Raw genomic sequence first — 21,088 nt, 5'->3', positions numbered from 1 at the left:
AAATTAATCTGTTGAACACTAAAATAGTAACTTTATTCGCTTGTGGACAAATGAGTGGCTTTGCCGAAGCAAATTCATCTCTGCAAAAATCGCTTGAATTTTAGACTGCCTACAAGTGGACAAATCAGTAAAAACTGGTATGCTGACAAAATAGATAACGTTGTCAATTTTGACCTGTGGTTGTATTTTGAGTTGCAACTCATAATAAAGTTAATTAGAGATTAGAAATTTGAACCATATAAAACACATTGTTTGTAGTGCTGTCATTTCACTAGGGATAGTCAACCCCGTGTCGATTGCAAATGCCAATGATAAACCTAACTTTCTTTTTATTGCTATCGATGATTTGAAACCGCTAACTGCTAGCTATGGCAGAACAGACGCTATAACCCCCAATATTGAGGCGCTAGCAGACAATGGTGTTGTATTTCAACGTGCCTACAGTCAATATCCGGTATGCGGTCCATCTAGAATGAATCTATTAACCGGTTTGCGACCAGAAACAAACGGCATCTTAAATTTAAGTGATACCATTCGAAATGTGAATGTTAACGTTGTCACTCTACCGCAAAAACTAATTTCAGAAGGTTATGTGACCGCTGCCGCGGGAAAAATATTTGATCCGCGAAATGTTGATGACAATTATGACAGCCAATCTTGGTCTGTTGACTATATTAAGGTTTCTGGCGATGTTGATAAAAAGACTGCTGACAACCTGGCCGTTAAAGCCATTGATGCCGAAGAAAATCGCTTTGTCGATGGCAAGATTACAAACCAAGGAATCGCCTTGTTGCAGCAGTTTGCTGAACAAGAAAAACCATTTTTCCTAGCCGTTGGCTTCAAAAAGCCACATCTGCCATTCTTTGCACCCAAAACATATTTTGACTTATACGACGCTAACGAATTTGATTTAGCAGAGTTTCAGCAACTGCCAACAGACAGTGATGCTAGCTATGTCGATAGTAATAGTAATGAGTTGATAAAAAACTATAACCCTGCGGTTGGTCAAAATTACGAATTTGGCAACATAACGCCTGACCAACAACGAGATTTGATCCACGGTTATTATGCCAGTACCAGTTTTATTGACGCGCAAGTTGGGCTGCTCATAGCCGCCTTAACTGAGCTAGATCTTGCAGACAATACTGTGATTGTTTTGTGGGGAGATCATGGGTTTCATTTAGGTGATCATGGCTTGTGGGGTAAGCATACAGTGCTAGAGCAAGCTAATCATATTCCGTTGATAATCAATGTACCGGATTCTATTGCACACCATACTAATGCACTCATTGAAAGTACCGATATTTATCCAACGATTTTAGATATTGCCAATATTGAAATTGATGAACATTTACAAGGTGTGAGTCAGTTGCCTGTTATCAAACAAGAGAAACTGACCGTTCGAAATGGCGCGGTTAGCCAATATCGACGGAATGCTGCTATGGGGTATTCATTGCGAACGCAAAATTATCGCTATACCGAATGGTGGAACACTAATGGCAGCGGAATAGCCTATACCGAATTATATGACTTAAACAATGATAGCGATGAAACCGTCAATATATTTGATGCAGAGGTTGATAGAGAAATACAACAGCAACTTTATAATTTGTTACGCGACAATGGACAGGGGTTAGAGTTATTGCAAGGTGAGCCTAAAGATGTCGAGCCCTTGATTGAAGAGATCGCCGTTGAAGAAGAATCGCCAGTCGAAGAAGAATCGCCAGTCGAAGAAGAATCGCCAGTCGAAGAAGAATCGCCAGTCGAAGAAGAATCGCCAGTCGAAGAAGAATCGCCAGTCGAAGAAGAATCGCCAGTCGAAGAAGAAACGCCAGTCGAAGAAGAAACGCCAGTCGAAGAAGAAACGCCAGTCGAAGAAGAAACGACAGTTGAAGAAGAGACACAAACCGAGCAAGAGCTTAAAGGTGAAGAAAAAAGTTCTGGTGGTAGTGTTTTTTGGTTTTGTTGGTTAACGTTTATGGCTTCGTGCACTCGAGTGTTGACGTTGGTCAAAGAGACGAAATATATGAATAGAAACATAAAAAAATAGGCTGCCAATAGAATGAAAAATATGAGAATACTGAGCCGATTAATCATTAGCATTTTATTGTGTAACGCACTTTTTGCTTGTGGCGGAGGTTCTTCAAAACCGGATATAGAACAAGAAGTCGAACAAGAACAGGATGAGAATGCTAACGAAACCGAAACCGAAACCGAAACCGAAACCGAAACCGAAGGAGAAGGAGAAGGAGAAGGAGAAGGAGAAGGAACCGGTGAAAGCGAAGGCGGCAGCGAAAAAGAAACAGACAATGGGTTATATTCAGTGTCTGGCCAAGTACATGGTTTATATCAACAATCGCTCAAATTAAGCGTTAACGATGACGAATTAATTGAAATTAACAATGCCGGTGACTTTAGTTTCTCAACAACCTATTTAGATCAACAAGACATCCTTGTGTCAGTCTCTACGCAACCAGATAATCTGAACTGTAACGTAATTAATGCCACAACCACGATAGATAAAAGTCATGTTACTGATGTTATCGTTCAATGCAGCGAGCAATTAAAACAGTGCGACAAAACAACCGCAGAGGCGACTAATTCGTTGGATTTATCGGGTAACAATATTACAGGTATAGAAGCGATCGTTGAAGACGTTGAATGTGGTCAGCAACAGTGGCGCAAAGATGCTAATCAACGCATTGCACAGCACCGAAAAACGGCGGGTAAGATAACCTTATTAGATAAGAATGGTGACATTGTCAAAAATGCCAAGGTTCATATCGAACTACAGCAACACCAATTTAAATTTGGTGGTATTGTCCAAGCCAAAATGTGGGATGGCTCAGAAGGTAATTTTAGCGATCTCTACCGACAAACATATTTAGGCTTCAACTTTACTAAAGCCGGTCTGCAAAATGGATTGAAATACAAACTACGTAGCGGTTTCGAAGAAATCACTGCTCGCTTAATTCCATGGTTAAAAAGCTACAATATTCCGGTGCGAGGACACACTTTGATTTGGCCTGGTTGGGGCAATATGGAGTCTACAATTAGTGCCGATGACGCGCAACGATTTGGTATAAGTGCTGGTTCACCGAGTGAGTTATCAAATGCTGACCTTAAGACTTATGTCGATTCCATTATTAAGGAGTGGGCAGCAAAATGGGATGTTGAAGAATGGGATGTGGCGAATGAGGTACGTGGCAAATTTGATGTACAAGAAAACTTGGGTTATCAAGAAGAGGCGCATTGGTTTAAGCTAGCTAAACAACATGTTAAAAATCCTAATGCCATTTTATTCCTCAATGAGAATCGGGTCGTTTCAGATAACGCGTTGGGTGATGTTACCGATAAGATGGAAGTCTTTGAGTCAGATATGCTATCGATTTTGGACAATGATGGTCCTCTAGAGGCGCTTGGCTTTCAAAGTAGGTTTGGAACCCTTGTTGATGGCGAACTGCTTGATGCTGAAACCATGTACAAGCGTTTAGAGTATTTCGACCAATACAACTTACCGATTGCAGCAACTGAGTTTGAGATGAAAGGTGGCGCAGAGAATTTAGGCATTGCCACAGAATATGAACGGGCGTTAATGACTGAAAGAGTGATGAGTGTTTATTTCAGCAAAGAAAATGTTACAGATATTCTGGTTTGGACCTTCTTCGATAAGGGAGATGGTAAAGAGCGCCATATTGTTGAATTAGATGGTAGTCCAAATTTACGAGGAAAAACTTGGCTCTATATGGTCAAAAAACACTGGCATACTGAGCGACATGATTGGTTCAACCGCAGTGGAGAATTACACTTTGATGGTTTTAAAGGAACTTATACAGCGACGGTGTCGATAGATGGTGTTGATGAAGAAATAATGTTTGAGTGGATTGATGCCAGCTCAGGGATTAATCTACAACTATCTAACTATACAAATTAGGCGGTGGAACAATTACCCCATGAAGACACATAGAATCAAACTAGCTTTTGCTTCAGCGCTAATGTGTTACTTAATGGCTAGTTTACCGTCTACAGCAATTGCTCAGGAAGCGTTACGTCACGTGAAAGTGAAGGCTAGTGAGCAAAAGTATATCGCTTTAACGTTTGATGACGGTCCTATTGAAAATGTCACTGAATCATTGTTGGTATTACTCGATAAATACCAAGCCAAGGCGACATTTTTTAATGTTGGAAAAAAGGTAAAGAGTCGTCCGCATCTAACATTGCAAATTGTTGAAGCCGGGCATGAGGTTGCAAATCACTCATGGTCACATAAAAATTTTTTAGAATTAAATGCCATTGAACAACATGACGAAATAGACAAGTTTCAACAGCAGGTTAAGCTGCTAGGCATTGAGCCAACTTTATTTCGAGCGCCATTTTTAAAAGTTGATGAGTCAATTAAACAAACACTAACATCCAAAGAGTTGACGCTAGTAAGCGCGAAGATCATGGCCAAAGATGCAGCCAAGCATGTTGATATTAAAGCCATTGTAAAACGATTGTCGACAGGTATTGAAAGTGGTGACATTATTTTAATGCACGAGCGAAAGCATACTGTTGAAGCGCTAAAAGAGCTTTTACCATTGTGGCAAAAGCAAGGTTTTGAATTTGTCACTGTCAGCCAGTTGTTGTCATTATCCGAAGCTAATAAAGCTAATAAAACCAATAAGACACAATGAATTAATTCATTAAATTAAAGGCTTTTTATGTGCTCGCTTAATTGTTCCGACATTTTGATATGCTTGGATACATGGGGATGATAATGACCACCGATCTCGCTGTTATCTTTGAATGGCGTAAATATAAGAGTGCTTGAATTTTCATTTTTTTCTACCAGTTCAGGCAACCAATGTGAAATTTCTCCCGCATTCATAGGGCCTATGGCAAAGATTAAATGTGCACCTGGATGATCGTTACGCAGCGTATTAATAAAGCTTTGATAGGCGTCTAAATATAAGTCTTTATTCAACTTTCCTTTCGTCTTTGAATTGGCGTTATCGTTGGTACCTAAATTAATTAGAATATGATCGGCAACAAAGTCAGCAGGCTGCCAATTTTGCTGTGCTTCATTGGGTAATATGTAATGATATAACTGTGGAAGTAGTCCTACATCATCATTTTTTAAGCTTCTGTTTCGCGATATTCCTCTGCCCGACCAGCAAACAATCATTAAGTCACTTTGCAAGGCTCTTGCCGCTATCGCAGAGTAAGTTTGGTAACCATTTTGGTTACTCACAGTGTTACCTTCATCGTTATGTGTTGCTTCATTACCATAGCCACAGGTTATTGAGTCGCCGATGGCTAATAAACGATGCTGCTGTCTCTGAGTATGCATTAGATGGTGCGAACTATTAATTTCTAATTTGGTCAGTTGGACGCTGCCTTTGCCGGCCTCATTGCGCTTCAATATATTAATATTATGGCTACCTTGAGGCAATTCATCGGCGATTAAATAACGATGACTGCCAGGTCGAAGTATTAGTGTTTTGTCATCGCCATCAATCACTATATTTAGCGCAGCTTGTGTTTTGTTGTTGGTAGTAAAACTTGCCCATATACTGCCGCCGCTGATACTAAAAGAAAGTCCTGAGCCGGTCAGTGAGAATTTTTTTGAGTCTGTAACACGACCGCGATACAGTAGATTTGTATCATCTAAACTAATGGACTTTGCGCTAGTTTGAGTGTTGTCTTTAGAGCCAGGAGCTGCACTAGCGTAGACACTATTTGTAGCCGTTAACAAACAACTAATAAGTAACCAAAACACGCTGAATATAATGTTAGTTCTAATGCCCATATCAAACCTTTTACTTTTAGTTAATAAAAAGCGAAGCATTAACAATAATACTTCGCCTCTTTCACAACAATTAATCTACTTTAATTTACTTAATTTTAGTTTAATTTTACGTTTACTAAATCAGAGTCTGTTAATTCAACTAGTTGATTAATGGTTTTACCGTTAGCCATTTTGATTTTTAGGTTATATTTACCTTTAAAACCGTTAAATGAAAGTTGTCCTTTATTATTGGTTTTCAATGACGCTTTGGTATGCCAAGTTTGATGGATCAACTTGTCGTATACTTGTCCACTTAAGTTTAATTCACCATTGTCACCGTATAAATCGCTTAAGTTCCAATGAATAAATCCATCGGTACTTGGGTGAGCAAAAAACATGGTGATCAAATCTTTGGTAAATTGCGCTTTTAGTTCTTCATCGATCTCAAAGAAGTCAAATTCAGTTAGAACAATTGGCAAACCAAATTCAGCAAAACGGTCTAGGCGCTGCTTTATTTCGCTTATTGGCATTGGCCCTTGGAAATGACCTTGTACACAAACTCGGTCGATAGCTTTGTTGTCATTAAAGTATTTAACCCAATCGTAATATGCATCTTGATGCCAGGTATCATAGCGGGAAATAATGGCATAATCGTTGGCACAAAGACTTGCTTCTGGATTTGCTTCTCTCGCCGCTTTAAACCAATCCAGTGTTGCTTCTTTGCCTAGAATGTCAACAAAGTGCTTTTCTGGTGCTGGTTCGTTAATAACGTCCCATTCAGTGATTTGTTCAGGATAAAACGCGGCGAATTCTTTAATGTGCTTTATCAACTCTTGCTGAAATTCTTCTGGGTGCTCTCGGTAATAGTCTTCTTTCTTTTCAACGTCTTTGTGTGCACTTCGAAAACGACCCCAAATTAGTGCATGACCACGAACTTTAATATCTCGCTCCAATAACCAAGCCATCGCCTTAGTGACACGATCTTCGTTGTAATGACGCCACTTTAAGGAGTTGTTGATAGTGACCATGTTACACATTTTTTCAGTTTGCGCTAAACGCAAAGATTGTTCTTCTGCAGATACCTGTTTGTTAACGCTAAATAACTGCGCGGCGTTTAAACCACAACCAAAATTATAGTCATGTTTGCTTAATTCAACATCAATGACAGCATCGATAATAGGTTGATTGTTTTGATCAGTTAATTTCACCATAAAGTCAGCTTTACGGTGCTTGCTAATTTGCAGCTCTGCTTCATCACGCCATGGTGCATCGGCTTCACTGCCAAAATATTTAACTTTTGTCATCGGCAATGATGCTGCATCTACCTTATCCTTGTAATTAACTAGCTCTAATTCAGCAATTTGGATATGTTGCTCAGGTAAACCACCAAGTAGCAGTGCAAGTTGCATATCGGTTGTGCTAGGTCCGCGATATACGTTTTGTGGAATATAGAACGTCTGCCATTCTTGACTCAACATTAAACGTTTTATCACTACAGGTTTGCCGCGTCGGGTATATTTGAAAAATAAATCCATTTGGCCGACGTTACCATCTGCAATGTTCGAACTTACAGAACGAGCAACAATCTTGAACAATATGTTGTCACCAACTTCAACTTTTGCGTTTTCGAATTTAAATGGCACTTGTATGCCCCAAATTTTCGGAGACGGCTTATGCACGTTGATGTCTAGAACATCAAGGTATTTGTCATTGCTTAATGTGACTTTCTGAATATCTGAAAAATCATTCTTTTTCTTCAATTGAGTAAGAGCAGGGCTGTATGGAACTATCTGCCCGCCTGCTGGAAGTTCTTTTGCACTTACCACCGATGAAAATACTATGGCGCCGCATACTAGAGGTGATACCAGTAATAAATTAATTCTTTTTATTATTTTTATCATTATTTAGATTTCACTTTGATTGGTTTTTTTAAGTCCCATTTCATTTTCTTACCAGGCTTGCGATATTGGGCATCGGCATCTTTTAGCCAAGCATTGAGTTTTTGCTGTAATTCTTTAACTTTTTCAGGATGTTGCTTAGCTAAATTAGTGGTTTCACCTTTGTCTTCCTCAAGATTAAACAATTCAACAAAACCATCATAATACCAGTCAATTAATTTCCATTTACCATCGATAACGGCGGAGCTAATTCTGTCTCCAGTGGAATTTGGACGAGAGATGGGTGAATGCCAAAACATAGGCGCTCGAGTATAACTTTTGCCCTTGGTTGCTTCTAAGTAGCTTACCCCATCTAGGTGATCTGTCGGGCTTAAGGCAAGTCCAGCCATTTGTAAGATTGTAGGGTAATGGTCTGTACCAGTTACTTGTACATTGGTTGTTGAGTTTGAGGCAATTTTACTTGGCCATTTGACGATATGAGGAACGCGAATACCGCCGTCATATAACCAGCCTTTACCATGTTTATAAGGCAGGTTTGATGTCGCCAATTCACGCTTTTTTGGACCCCTTGATGAAAGGCCACCGTGATCAGAGGTAAAAATAACAATGGTGTTATCTGCCAAGCCTAGCTGCTTTAATTTTGCATTAACTTTACCTACGCTATCGTCAACAGATTTCACCATAGCAGCGTATGTAGGGTGGTTCTGCAATGTTTTTTGTTCAGAAATTCCCGTGCCATCTGCTTTAATATCGTATTGAACGCCTTTCTGCGCAGGCTCTCGGCCCATTTTTTTTAGTTTCTTTACAAAGTATTGAGTATCTTCACCTAAAGATTCAATTGGTGTATGTACGGCATAATGTGAAAGCACTAACATAAATGGGTGCTTCTGATTACGCTCTATGAAAGACAACGCTTCATGACTCATTCTTGTTGTTAAGAATTCGCCTTTTTCACCTTTAACGTCACCGAAAGTTTCACCTCCTTTTTTAGACTTAGCGCCCCAAGGATAAAAATAACTATCAGGTGCGCCTGCAGAGCCAGCCAAGATGCTTTCATCAAAGCCTTGTTGCTTAGGCCAACCTTGGCCTTTATGACCCAGATGCCATTTACCGATAAAACCTGTCGTATAACCTGCTTTTTGAAGATGTTCTGCGAAGGTCACTTTAGCTATCGGTAAAGCGTTCTTGTCATTAGTTTTTCGTGTGAGGCTACTTCCGGTTCGTGTCGGAGATTCGCCACTCATGAAGCCAATTCGAGACGGCACACATCGAGGATGTGCAACGTAAGTGTTGTTGAAAGTCATTCCTTCATTAGCTAATTGGTTGAGGTTTGGTGTTTCGTGGAAATCACTTCCGTATAACGCTAAATCTTGGCGACCAAGATCATCAGCGATGATAAATACAATATTAGGTTTTTGAGTTTTAAGTTCTTGCTTTTCATTGGCCGAGGTAGTGTTAACACAACCTAGTACGCTTAAGGCAATCAGAGGTATAAATTTGAATTTCATCACAGTACCATTGTCTTTTAAGTTCACAATAAAATAGCAATAGGTGATAACGTTGTCAACGAGGTCTTGGATACAACTGAACGGCTTTACAATAAATTTACTTTGTGTGCACCAATTTATTGCTCAAACATGATGTTACATTTTAGGGCTAGTGGAATTTCTTAATACTAACTTGCATTGAAACTTGCTTTCAATATCGTCAAAATCTTGCTTTTTAATATGACGAATAAGTTTTTGCACAGCGTGTTTCGCAAGGTCATAAATAGGCTGTTTAACTGTGGTTAAAGATGGCCATATTTGCTTAGATACTGGTGCGTCATCATAACCAACTACGGAAAGATTTGCTGGAATTTTGACATGCATTTGTGCAGCTACCTTCAAAACAGCGGCAGCCATATAATCGTTGCTGGCAAATATTGCTGTAGGCTTATGCTCTTGAGTAAGCAACTGTCTTGCGCAGGTTTCTCCAGATTCAAAGGTAAATAGGCCTTCTTTTACTAAAGAGTCATCTACCTCAAGATTCATTTCTTTCATTGCTCGTGAAAATCCTTCATAGCGCTTGTGGGTTGCACCATAATCAGGGTGTCCTTTTATGATAGCAATGTCCGTATGGCCCAATGAAATCAAGTGTTTTGTCATTTCATAGGCGGCTAAATGATCATCAGACAAAACGTAAGGAGATGAGTGCTTATGATGAAAAGGTGAAATACGTACAAAAGGAATATTATTTTTTTCGAGTAACGCGATAATTTCTTCGTTATCACACAAAGGATGAGTCAATAAAAAGCCATCTTGACTTGAATGGGCAATTATTGATTCAATATTTCTTACCAGATTCTTATTAGTGTGATCACAAGGCAATATCTGAAGGTTAAAACCTTCCGCATTAGCTTGCTCAATTGCACCATTTTGTAATTCTAAAACATAACTTGGATTTGGATTTGAATAAAGTAACGTAATAATAAAGGAGTTCTGTCCGCGTAATCCTCTAGCTAATGGGTTTCGTTTAAAATTTAATTCAGCAACTGCGCTGTTGACTTTATCCTGCATAGCAGGTCTAACATTCGGTTCATTATTAATAACGCGAGAAACAGTTTTAACTGAAACACCAGCTAAACTAGCAACGTCTTTTATAGTAGCTTTCAATTCACAATCCAATGTAAAGTTTTTGTTAATGCGACAATGTTAGCAAAGCTAACATCAAAAGTTAATGTAATTATGTCAGTCGCTGTCATTTTGGTTTTTATACGACAAATGCGAAGTAAATTTTATCAATAAAAAAGGCCTATGAAATTTAACCTAGGCCTTTGTGTAAGAATGTGTTCTTTTATGAACCTATTTTTTTACTTTTTTTGGTATCTTCTTTTTATCATGCTTCATGAAAGAGCGCAGACCTTCGTCGTCCTCACTCTTTTCCCAGTGAGCTGGAAATTCAGCAGCTTTTGAACGAGTACCTTCACGGTACACTGCACCAGAGCTAAACTTCTCAGTAAATGGTACTGTATGTTCACCTTTGTTATTCGCTAATCGTTCAAACAGTTGTGCACGCATTTCAACAATAATAGGTAGATACTTTTCATCATTGATTAAGTTATTCATTTCACGTGGATCATTTTTAATATCATAAAGTTCTTCAGTATCCCAAATACCGTGATATTGAATTAGCTTATAGTTATCTGAACGCAATGCAAAAGTGGTTGGCGTTGACGGGTAATTAAACTCCCAGTAATACTCGTATAAAAAGTTGTCGCGCCACTTGCCATCAAAAGTACCTTTGGCGATTTTTAAGAAGCTTTCGCCGTCGAAATGATCAGGTTTTTCTATGCCAGCCATCTCTAATAATGTCGGAGCAATATCAATATTTGCAACGATCTCTTCAACTACTTTACCTTCTTCTAAGTAACCAGGAGCGTATGCTAATAATGGAACACGCATTGATTCTTCGTATGCATTTCGTTTATCAATTAAACCGTGCTCACCAAACATAAAGCCGTTGTCACCCATTAATATTACCGTAGTATTTTCGGTTAAATCGTTTTCTTCTAACCAAGTTAAAATACGACCTAAACTATCATCAACAGCAGACAACGCGCGGTGATATTGTTTTTTATACGATTGCACATCTAAAGAGCTATGATAAGGGAAGTCAACACCATGCCAACTATTACGTTGGTTTTGAACCCACATAGGTTTACCTGCTCTATTTTCTGCTGTATCAGCCTGGCTTGCAGGTACTGGTAATACGGCATCAGCATATTGGTTTTCATGTCGTTTCGCTGGAGCGAAATTTGAATGTACGGCTTTGTGAGATAAATAAACCATGAACGGCTTATCTTGGTCAACTTGGTCTAACCAATCTATTGTGTAATCAGTTAGCTCATCAGTGATGTATTTTGTTTGAGGTACACGTTTACCATTAATATTGAATGTGTATGGTTTTCCATTTGGCATCTTTTTAGGGTAATAAATACCTTGACCAGGAAAGCTTAACCAGTAATCAAAACCAGGTTGTGGAGAATCACTTGCGCCGTGACCGGCATCTTCACCCATGTGCCATTTACCAACAAACGCGGTTTGATAGCCTACTTCTTGCAAGTATTCTGGGAAAAAGATTGTACCAGCTCTTGGTGGCTTGTTATTATCCACAACACCATGGTTATGCATGTATTGACCGGTTAAAATTGATGCGCGACTTGGCGAACATAGTGCAGTGGTGACAAACGCGTTCTTAAAATGAATACCTTCGTTTGCTAATTTATCCATGTTCGGTGTATCTAAAATTGGATTTAAAACACCCAATTCGTCATAACGTTGGTCATCAGTTAAAACATAAATGATGTTTCTTTTTGTTGGCTCTGATTTTTCAGCTGCTTGAGCTGATGTCATAGTTCCTAAAATCGCTAATAGCGGCGCAATAGCGACTGTTAGACCCTTAATGCTTGTGGTAATTAATTTCATAAACGTAAACTTCAATGTCATACTCCGAAACGGAAATCGTCATCTAAGTGCTATACCTGATAACAGTAGTTAAATTCTGGAAACTATTAAAGCCGCTCTTGACACCGTTGTCAAGAGTCTATTTAATAGTGAGACTAAAAAATAGAGCAAATAAATTATGAAGACAAAAATAACTCTTTCTTTACTTACAGCCTTTGCATTAACGTCTATTGCAATAACTCCATTACATGCTAAATCTAAACTGCCTTACCAAGATGCAAGTTTGTCTGCCGAACAGCGTGTAAATGATTTAATTTCGCGAATGACTGTAGCTGAAAAAGCCGGCCAAATGAGCCAGTTTGTTGGTTTAAAACATATTGCAGAAGCAGAGAAACAATTAACTGCAGAACAACTAAATAACTCAGATGCTCATGGCTTTTACCCAGGTTTAAACAATGATGACTTAAAACAAATGATTGTTGACGGGGAAATAGGGTCATTTTTACATGTCGTTGACGCTGAAGAAGCAAATGCGTTGCAAAAATTGGCAATGCAATCGCGCTTGGGTATCCCGTTAATTGTTGGTATCGATGCTATTCATGGCAATGCATTAGTCAATGGTGCTACGGTATATCCATCGCCAATAAGCGCAGCGAGTTCATTTAATACTGATTTGGTCAGAAAAGCTTCGGTTGAAACGGCTAAAGAGATGCGCGCTAATGGTGCACATTGGACGTTTACACCTAATATCGATATCGTCCGAGATCCGCGTTGGGGTCGCGTAGGTGAAACGTTTGGTGAAGATACTTATTTGGTAACCGAAATGGGAGTTGCAACGATTGAAGGCTTTCAGCAGGGAGACTTTACCGGAACTGAAAAAGTAATTGCTAATGCAAAACATTTTGTTGGTGGTGGCGATTCAATAAATGGCCTTAACATTGCTCCACTAGATGTTTCAGAACGTACGTTAAGACAAGACTATTTTCCTCCTTTTAAAGCGGCTGTTGATGCCGGTGTTTTTACCTTTATGGCAGCGCACAATGAAGTAAACGGTCAACCGTCTCATGGCAGTAAATTTTTACTCAATGATGTACTTCGTGAAGAATGGAAATTTCCTGGTTTTGTTGTTAGCGATTGGTTGGATGTCGATCGCTTACATACACTTCACCGAGTGGCAGAAAATCATAATGATGCAGTAAAACTAAGTGTTGATGCGGGTATGGATATGAATATGCATGGACCGCAATTTTCAAAAGCGATTTTGCAATTAGTAAAAGAAGGTCGTTTAACTGAACAGCGTTTAGATGCATCAGTAAAGCCTATATTAATGGCTAAGTTTCGCCTCGGATTATTCGACCAACCGCTTGTAGATGAAACTCTTGCTGAAAAATTAAACTTCCACCCAGAGCACCAAAAAACGGCATTAACAATGGCTCGTCAATCGATTGTGCTATTAAAAAATGAAGAGAAAATTTTACCACTAAATCATAAACAAAAAATCTTTATTACTGGCCCGAATGCCAATGCTCACACAACCTTAGGTGATTGGTCATTGCCACAGCCAGAAGACAACGTCATTACCGTTGTTGAAGGTTTACAAAAACTAAACTCGTCAGGTTCAGTTAAGTATTTGGATATAGGTAATCAAGTTAAACAGATTAGTGATGAAGATATTGCTAAAGCCACTGAACAGGCCAAAGATGCTGATATTAGTGTTGTAGTTGTCGGTGAAAATCCTTTGAGATTCGACAATGCTGGTAAAACATCTGGTGAAAACGTTGCACGTGCGGAGCTCGACTTATACGGCAAGCAACTGGATTTAATTAAAGCGATTCATAGCGTAGGTAAACCAGTTGTTGTTGTTTTAATCAATGGTCGTCCTATTTCAGAGCCATGGTTATCAGAGAATGTTGAAGCAATTGTAGAAGCATGGGAACCAGGCAGTTTTGGTGGCCAGGCAGTAGCAGAAGTGTTGTACGGTGAAGTGAACCCAAGCGCTAAAATGCCAATTTCTGTGCCATACAGTGAAGGGCATATCCAGTCAGTGTATAATCATAAACCTTCAACATACTTCAAGCGCTATGTCGATTTACCAACAAAAAATCTATACGAATTTGGTTTTGGTTTAAGTTATTCAAGCTTTGAATATTCAGATTTATCGATTGATAAGTCGACCATTTCTGGTCAAGAACAAGCAGTGGTTAGCATTAATGTGACTAATAACAGTGACGTTGCAGGTGACGAGATTGTACAGCTGTATATCAATGATGAATTTAGTGAAGTTACCAGAGCAGTTAAAGAGCTTCGCGGATTTGAAAGAGTATCTCTTAAACCAAGCGAAACTAAACAAGTGAGCTTCGTGGTCAATCAAGAAATGCTCGCCTATTACAATTTGGATATGCAGTGGGTGACTGAAGCTGGTGGCTTCAATATTTTAGTTGGCTCTTCTTCACGAGATGCCGATCTGCAATCTATCCGTTTACAAGTTAAATAAGAAAGGACAATTATGTACTTTAAAAAATCACTAAAAAGCATCTTGTTGACATCATTATGCTGTCTACCTTTATTGGCATCCGCTGCCGACAAAAAACAGCAACCTAATGTGTTGTTTATCGCTGTAGACGACTTAAGACCATTAATTGGTGCTTATGGAAACGAACAGATTAAAACACCTAATATAGATGCATTAGCGAATCAAGGCACGTTATTTACTAATGCATACTCTCAGTATCCAGTATGTGGGCCTTCGAGAATGAGCTTACTGACTGGGTTGCGTCCTGAAACAAATGGCATTATGAATTTAAAAGACAAGATTCGTAACGTCAACCCAGATGTTGTTACTCTACCGCAATTATACCGACAAAATGGTTTCGAAACCGCTGCAGTAGGAAAGATATTCGATCCTAGAAACGTTTCAGGTCGTAAAAACGATGATCCGCAATCATGGTCAATTCCTTATAAGGCGCCAACTTCATTTATGAAAGGGAAGCAAAAATTAGCGGTTGAATCGTTGGAAGGCCCTATTGAAAAATTTGTTGATGGTAATATTAATAAACACAGTATTAAGCTCCTTAAAAAAATGGCCGCAAGTGACAAACCATTCTTTTTAGGGGTTGGTTATAAGCGTCCTCATCTGCCGTTTACTGCGCCGAAACAATTTTTTGATATGTATGACCCCGCTTCTTTTACTTTAGAAAGTTTTCAGACTGCGCCGGCAAATAGCAATGCCAAATACATCTTGAATAATAATGGTGAAATGCGCAGCTATAAGCCAACACCTAAACCGGGAGAAAAAATAAAACCTTACCCGAAAGGACCATTTTCAGAAGCTCATCAAAGAGAGTTAATTCATGGTTATTATGCTGCTGTAACATTTGTAGACTATTTAGTTGGTAATCTAATTTCTGAACTTGAAGCGACTGGTGAAGCTGATAATACCATTATTGTTTTATGGGGTGATCACGGCTTTCATTTAGGCGATCACGGTATGTGGGGAAAACATACCACCATGGAACAAGCGAATCATGTGCCACTAATTATCAAGGTGCCAGGGCAAAAAGCAACAATTTATAAGAAGCCAGTTGGTTTAATGGATATATATCCAACATTGGCAGAGCTGAATAAATTACCAGCGCCATATGAGCTACAAGGTGATTCGTTAGTACCTGCAATGACAGGGCAAAAAGAAAGCAAGCAACCTGTAGCTATTAGCCAATATAAGCGAGTGGGAGCATATGGTTATTCTATGCGAACTGAAAAGTACCGTTATACCGAATGGCTAAGCAAAACTAAAAAAGTCGTTTACCGAGACTTATACGATATGGAAAAAGATCCAGGTGAAACGATTAACGTAATCAATGACGAAAAATACAAAGACGTTGTTGATAATTTAGCTGCATTATTAAGAGCCAACGGTAAAGGCTTACAACGTTTGAAATAAATATCTTACAGTTTTAAAGCCTCTTAATTAATCAATACAGAGGCTTTCTATTAAATTATTAATGGTATATATCATATTTGACAACGATATCAATTGATGTATGCTAACCCAATCATCGATAATAATTAAAAATTTAGAGTGAAAAAAAATGGCTACAATTACTAGCACAAATACCCCTGTTTCAACTACGCAAAATGATGGAAATCTAAATCATAATGTGAGTTTGGTGATCCTAACTTCATTATTCTTTATGTGGGGTTTTGTAACCTGCTTAAACGACATTTTAATCCCTCATTTAAAGAACGTATTTTCATTAAGTTATACCCAAGCAATGCTGATCCAGTTTTGTTTCTTCACTGCTTATGCTGTTATGTCATTACCGTCGGCAAAGTTAATTGAAAAAATAGGTTATAAGCATGGTATTGTCGCTGGTTTAATCGTTGCAGGTCTTGGTTGTTTAATGTTTTACCCTGCGGCAAGTATGCAGTCTTATCCTGTATTCTTAGCTGCACTATTTGTTTTGGCATCTGGTATTACTTGTTTACAAGTGTCAGCAAACCCTTATGTTACAGCGCTTGGTAAAAAGGAAACTGCTTCAAGTCGATTAATCCTAACTCAGTTTTTTAACGCTTTTGGTACGACTGTCGCGCCTTATTTTGGTGGTTTATTGATTTTATCGGGCGTAGCCATTGGTGTTGAAGAATTGGCAATGATGAGTGAAGCTGAGCAAGCCGCGCATCGACTTGCTGAAGCCGAGGCAGTACAAATTCCATACGTAGGTTTGGCAATCTCATGGTTTGTTTTGGCGGCGATTTTTGTTTGCTTAAAACTACCGACTATCGACACTATTGAAGGTAACGATGTTGTCGACAGCAATGTGAAGTCAGCTTGGAAATTTCCTCATTTAACATTAGGGGCAATCGGTATATTCCTTTATGTGGGAGCCGAAGTATCTATTGGTAGTTTTTTGATTAATTTTTTTGGTGAAGAAAACATTTTGGCAATGCCAGAAGCGGAAGCCGCACATTACATTATGTTTTATTGGGGCGGAGCTATGGTTGGCCGCTTTATTGGTATCTTTTTAACGCGTGTTGTTGCGGCCAACAAATTGTTAGGTTTTAATGGCATAGCGTCAGTTGCGTTAATACTTACCGCAATGTTTACTGATGGTTATACCGCTGCAGCGGCAATTTTAGCTGTAGGACTATGCAATTCAATTATGTTCCCTACCATATTTTCATTAGGCGTAGCCGATTTAGGCAAAGCGACGAGCCAAGGCTCTGGAATTTTATGTATGGCGATTGTTGGTGGTGCTTTAATTCCATTGCTTCAAGGTGTGTTAGCAGATACGATTGGTATTCAATTAGGCTTTATTTTACCTGCCGCGTGTTATGTATTTATCGCCTACTATGGTTACAAAGGCGCTTTGATCAGAAAGGCCTAATCAAAGTTTATAATTCAAAACTATTATTAAAAAAATCATAAAAATGGGGAAGCAAGATGAAAAAAATATACAAAACAATGACGGTAGCTGCTTTATTATTAGGTTCAATTGGTAGTGCTAATGCAATTTCTGAGAAATACTTTGCACAACTCGATGCAGATAAAAATGGCACCATAAATATTACTGAATTTGAAGTTAACTTACAGAAGTACTTTGAGAAAAAAAATATTACTGATCCTGAAGTGCAAGCGAAAAAACTTAAAAATGGATTTAAAAAGAAAGATCTAAATGGTGACGGTGAAATTAGTATCGAAGAGTGGAATACCAAGCCACAGAAATAATGTAAACAGTTAATTTAGTAAAAACCCTAGATAAAACACTTTATCTAGGGTTTTTTTATCTTAAAAAGATAATTTTGTTAAATTTTTTGATACTTAAGTTTAAGTGTAGTTATCTACATGTCGATCACCTAATAATGTTGCAAGTAATTGAATTTAATAGCTATTTTGGTGTTTTATTTGTGGTTTGGTGTTTTATATTTGATGGGCGTGGGGGTGAATAGGTTAAATTGATACGTATTTGTAAAGTTATGTAAATTTTCGCTTTGACATCGTTATCAGTTGAGGTATCCTAGTTCATTATAAAACTAATAATAAAAGCGCCTTAGTTGTAGATTTAGTCGCAACTATTGAAAACGATAACTCAGGGGAAGGAAATGCTAGACAAGTCTAAAAAGTCACTGTTGGCTCTTAGTATCTTAGCTATTTTACATGGCACTGCATGGGCTCAAGAAGAAAGCACAGCAAAGGTTGAAGTGGAAACTGAAACCGTTACTAACGAACAAGAAGCTGAAAAAGAGAATGACGATACCGAAGAACAAGTCGAAGGTATTGAAGTCATAGAAGTACAAGGTACGCGTGGTAGTTTAAAGCGTTCGATGAACGCCAAACGTTATGCTGATCAAGTTATGGACGGTGTTTCTGCCGAAGATATTGGTAAACTTCCAGACGATAATATCGCAGAAGCAATTTCTCGTGTTGTTGGTGTGTCCATGAGCCGAGCAGCTGGTGAAGGTGAATATGTCAGTATCCGTGGCATGGATCCAGGTCTTAGTAAGGTTACAGTCAACGGTCAATCTATGGCTAGCGGTAACGCAGGCTCGATGAACGTTGCGACTGATGGCAGCTCCCGTGCAACCAACTTAAATAACATTGCCAGCGAAATGGTTGGTGGTATCGAAGTATTTAAGAGTCCAACAGCAAACATGGTTGAAGGTTCAATCGGTGGAACGGTTAATTTAAAAACACGTAAGCCGATTGCTGTAGGTGATAAAGGTACAGTCTCAATCAAGTCTGATTTTAACGAATTATCTGGTGAAGCCGGTCCCGGCGCAAACCTATTTATCAACCGCGTAAATGATGATGAAACGTTCGCACTAAGCACTACCGTAAGTTATTTTGAACGTACAATTTTACAGAATAGAATGACGTCGCGTGGTTGGTCACTACAAAACCCTGATAACCGTTTTACACAAGGGATCCCTTACGTTGATGCTGAAGGGTATATTCCCGCCGATGAAAATGGCGAAGGTGGCGGTGTCTACCGTATGGAAAATATCGGCTCGCAAACCATTGAAGATGAACGTGAACGTTTAAACGTTGCGTTAAGCGCACAATGGATACCAATGGACGACCTAGATATAAACCTAGGCATATTATATGCAAAGCAAACTCGTAATCGATTATCTACCGATAGCCTTGCTGAATTCAGGGATGCTGATAAGTTAGCTGTTCAAGAGGATAGCATCGTAATCGATGGTCTTAATGTAATTTCGCAAGTGTCTGATATTACAGCCGGTTCAAAATTTAATTTTAACCAAGTGTCATACGATCGTGAGTATGAAGATGAAACCACTGGGGTGAACCTTGGTGCTGAATATTTGATTAATGACAACTGGACAATATCAACGGCCTTAGGTTCGAGCAAAGCGACGTTAACCCAAGACCAAACTCAGGCTACTTTTAGCACGCAGGTAAATGGCTTAGGTTACACCATCGAGAATGGTTCATATATGCCAGAAGTGATCTACCCTGAGACAACTGCAGAACTAAATGCGATGGAACCGCAAAACTTATTACTTGAGCAATATAAATTAAAATATTTTGATACAGAAAATACTAGCGAATATTTCCAAGTTGACTTGGACTGGGAACTAGATAATGACTATTTTCGTTCTTTTGAATTTGGTGCACGCTATGAAAGCGGCGAAAAAGAGTACTTTTCGACGGCTAACAATTCATCGGGTGCTGAAAACTTAGAGTATTTAGAGCAAATTAAAGAAGCCAATGGTGGTGAATACGCCAATCTAGCTGATTTTGGTAATTACATTCATGTGTCTGATATGTTGCATAATGCGCCATTTGATTCTTGGTATAGCCCAGATACAAAAGCGTTGGATAAGAATTTTGCAACTTTACGCGAGCAAGTTGAAATTCCATACGAACGATATGAAGTTATTGAAGATACAGCTGCGATATATGGGCAGTTGAACATCAGCAGTGAAGTATTAGGTATTCCTGTTCGTGGTAATGCTGGTGTACGTTATGTAACAACGGATATCGAATCGAGCGCAAATAAGAGAGTTGAGAACAACCCAGATTGGGTTTGGACAACGATTAAGCATGACTACGATGATGTATTACCAAGTGTAAACCTTGCGTTTGTGCCACATGATGATGTGGTAGTGCGTGCCGCTGGTGCTGCGGTTATGTCGCGTCCTAGTCACGGTCAATTATCATCTAGCTATCGTCCCGCAACCGATAATGGCAACCAGGTTTTTAAATTGGGTAACCCTAAATTATCACCGTTTCGCGCTAATCAGTTTGATTTGAGCCTAGAATGGTATTTCAATAGTGAAGGTTTATTATCTGCCGGCGTGTTTTACAAAGACATTTCCGATTTCGTTGTTGTTGTTACAGAAAATAGAGTGTTACCAGACGTAGCTGATGGTTGGCCCGTTGATGTACAGCAACCTATAAATGCTGATGACGCTTCGGTTGAAGGTGTCGAGCTTAGTTATCAACAAGCATTCACTAACTTACCCGGTTTTTGGAGCGGTTTTGGTACAGCAATAAACTACACCTATAACGATAGTGAAACTAAATTAGTAAACGAAGTGACCGGCGAGTTTATGACGTTGCCTGGTCTTTCACAAGATACAGCTAATGCGACAATTTATTGGGAAAAGTATGGTTTTAGTGCACGACTAGCCTACAACTATCGTAGTGAATATTTCAGACAGTTTTCTTGGTCGGGTGAAGCAATTTATGTTGATGATTTTGATCAACTAGATTTCACTGCAAGCTATCGTATTTCCAAGCCGCTTTCGGTTAGTTTTAACGCAAGAAACCTCACTGGCGAAAAAACTTATGAATACGTAGGTGATGATTCAAGAGCTTATTCTGTTACCGATAATGGTAGTAGCTATAACGTGACAGTTAAATATAACTTTTAATAAATGAGTTTGCCGTCAATGTTAGTGACTATAGATTGGCACTGACGGCGGTAAACTTAAAACGTGACACATAAAAG

13 protein-coding genes are annotated in these 21,088 nt (G+C 38.9%); 8 read left to right on the top strand and 5 right to left on the bottom strand.

The window, feature by feature from the left end; genetic code table 11:
• The first annotated feature begins 289 nt into the window (after nt 1–289).
• The 3 genes from LT090_RS15660 to LT090_RS15650 are packed head-to-tail and all read left to right on the top strand — an operon-like array spanning nt 290 to nt 4,676.
• Complete coding sequence (locus LT090_RS15660; protein ID WP_070796015.1) at nt 290–2,050, top strand: sulfatase; 1,761 nt, start codon at nt 290–292, stop codon at nt 2,048–2,050.
• A 12-nt stretch (nt 2,051–2,062) separates the two neighbouring features.
• A complete protein-coding gene (locus tag LT090_RS15655) occupies nt 2,063–3,934 on the top strand; it encodes an endo-1,4-beta-xylanase (RefSeq protein WP_157726579.1) in 1,872 nt (623 codons plus the stop codon).
• A 19-nt stretch (nt 3,935–3,953) separates the two neighbouring features.
• Nucleotides 3,954–4,676: a polysaccharide deacetylase family protein gene (locus LT090_RS15650; RefSeq protein ID WP_068544472.1), complete on the top strand. Its 723-nt coding sequence runs from the start codon at nt 3,954–3,956 to the stop codon at nt 4,674–4,676.
• A 14-nt stretch (nt 4,677–4,690) separates the two neighbouring features.
• Here LT090_RS15650 and LT090_RS15645 read toward each other — a convergent pair whose 3' ends face one another.
• The 5 genes from LT090_RS15645 to LT090_RS15625 form a co-directional block, all read right to left on the bottom strand.
• Nucleotides 4,691–5,791, bottom strand: a complete 1,101-nt coding sequence (locus tag LT090_RS15645) for an SGNH/GDSL hydrolase family protein (protein WP_157726578.1) — start codon at nt 5,789–5,791, stop codon at nt 4,691–4,693.
• Nucleotides 5,792–5,886: 95 nt separating this feature from the next.
• The gene (locus tag LT090_RS15640; protein WP_068544470.1) at nt 5,887–7,671 is read right to left on the bottom strand and encodes an endo-1,4-beta-xylanase; all 1,785 of its coding nucleotides are present in this window, start codon (nt 7,669–7,671) and stop codon (nt 5,887–5,889) included.
• Nucleotides 7,671–9,176, bottom strand: a complete 1,506-nt coding sequence (locus LT090_RS15635) for a sulfatase (RefSeq protein WP_082897014.1) — start codon at nt 9,174–9,176, stop codon at nt 7,671–7,673. Before LT090_RS15635 ends, LT090_RS15640 begins: the two co-directional genes overlap by 1 nt.
• A gap of 135 nt (nt 9,177–9,311) precedes the next feature.
• Nucleotides 9,312–10,322 (bottom strand): LacI family DNA-binding transcriptional regulator, encoded by a 1,011-nt coding sequence (locus tag LT090_RS15630; protein WP_068544571.1) that lies wholly within the window; start codon nt 10,320–10,322, stop codon nt 9,312–9,314.
• Between the two features lie 189 nt (nt 10,323–10,511).
• Nucleotides 10,512–12,134, bottom strand: coding sequence for a sulfatase family protein (locus LT090_RS15625; protein WP_082897024.1), 1,623 nt, complete (start codon nt 12,132–12,134; stop codon nt 10,512–10,514).
• Between the two features lie 157 nt (nt 12,135–12,291).
• On the opposite strand from LT090_RS15625, the gene LT090_RS15620 reads away from it, so the two are divergent.
• From LT090_RS15620 to LT090_RS15600, 5 genes are all read left to right on the top strand, one after another.
• Entirely contained in the window at nt 12,292–14,607 is a 2,316-nt protein-coding gene (locus LT090_RS15620) for a glycoside hydrolase family 3 N-terminal domain-containing protein (protein WP_068544469.1), read from the top strand.
• Between the two features lie 12 nt (nt 14,608–14,619).
• On the top strand, nt 14,620–16,053 hold the full coding sequence (locus LT090_RS15615; RefSeq protein WP_082897013.1) for a sulfatase: 1,434 nt from the start codon (nt 14,620–14,622) through the stop codon (nt 16,051–16,053).
• Nucleotides 16,054–16,201: 148 nt separating this feature from the next.
• Nucleotides 16,202–17,497, top strand: coding sequence for a sugar MFS transporter (locus LT090_RS15610; protein WP_068544468.1), 1,296 nt, complete (start codon nt 16,202–16,204; stop codon nt 17,495–17,497).
• Between the two features lie 56 nt (nt 17,498–17,553).
• Nucleotides 17,554–17,838, top strand: coding sequence for an EF-hand domain-containing protein (locus LT090_RS15605; protein WP_068544467.1), 285 nt, complete (start codon nt 17,554–17,556; stop codon nt 17,836–17,838).
• A 374-nt stretch (nt 17,839–18,212) separates the two neighbouring features.
• Entirely contained in the window at nt 18,213–21,011 is a 2,799-nt protein-coding gene (locus LT090_RS15600) for a TonB-dependent receptor (RefSeq protein ID WP_068544466.1), read from the top strand.
• Nucleotides 21,012–21,088 lie beyond the last annotated feature (77 nt).

Origin of the sequence: Thalassotalea crassostreae (genome assembly GCF_001831495.1) — a bacterium.
Classification (GTDB): domain Bacteria; phylum Pseudomonadota; class Gammaproteobacteria; order Enterobacterales; family Alteromonadaceae; genus Thalassotalea_A; species Thalassotalea_A crassostreae.
The sequence above is the reverse complement of the archived record's forward strand: the minus strand, read 5'-3'. Positions and strand labels throughout refer to the sequence as shown.

Bases quoted from the DNA above. Each gene is read 5' to 3' on its own strand.
- LT090_RS15615 (WP_082897013.1), top strand. From the start codon at position 14,620: ATGTACTTTAAAAAATCACTAAAAAGCATCTTGTTGACATCATTATGC.
- LT090_RS15640 (WP_068544470.1), bottom strand. From the start codon at position 7,671: ATGATAAAAATAATAAAAAGAATTAATTTATTACTGGTATCACCTCTA.
- LT090_RS15620 (WP_068544469.1), top strand. From the start codon at position 12,292: ATGAAGACAAAAATAACTCTTTCTTTACTTACAGCCTTTGCATTAACG.
- LT090_RS15645 (WP_157726578.1), bottom strand. From the start codon at position 5,791: ATGGGCATTAGAACTAACATTATATTCAGCGTGTTTTGGTTACTTATT.
- LT090_RS15635 (WP_082897014.1), bottom strand. From the start codon at position 9,176: ATGAAATTCAAATTTATACCTCTGATTGCCTTAAGCGTACTAGGTTGT.
- LT090_RS15625 (WP_082897024.1), bottom strand. From the start codon at position 12,134: ATGAAATTAATTACCACAAGCATTAAGGGTCTAACAGTCGCTATTGCG.
- LT090_RS15655 (WP_157726579.1), top strand. From the start codon at position 2,063: ATGAAAAATATGAGAATACTGAGCCGATTAATCATTAGCATTTTATTG.
- LT090_RS15600 (WP_068544466.1), top strand. From the start codon at position 18,213: ATGCTAGACAAGTCTAAAAAGTCACTGTTGGCTCTTAGTATCTTAGCT.
- LT090_RS15610 (WP_068544468.1), top strand. From the start codon at position 16,202: ATGGCTACAATTACTAGCACAAATACCCCTGTTTCAACTACGCAAAAT.
- LT090_RS15605 (WP_068544467.1), top strand. From the start codon at position 17,554: ATGAAAAAAATATACAAAACAATGACGGTAGCTGCTTTATTATTAGGT.
- LT090_RS15650 (WP_068544472.1), top strand. From the start codon at position 3,954: ATGAAGACACATAGAATCAAACTAGCTTTTGCTTCAGCGCTAATGTGT.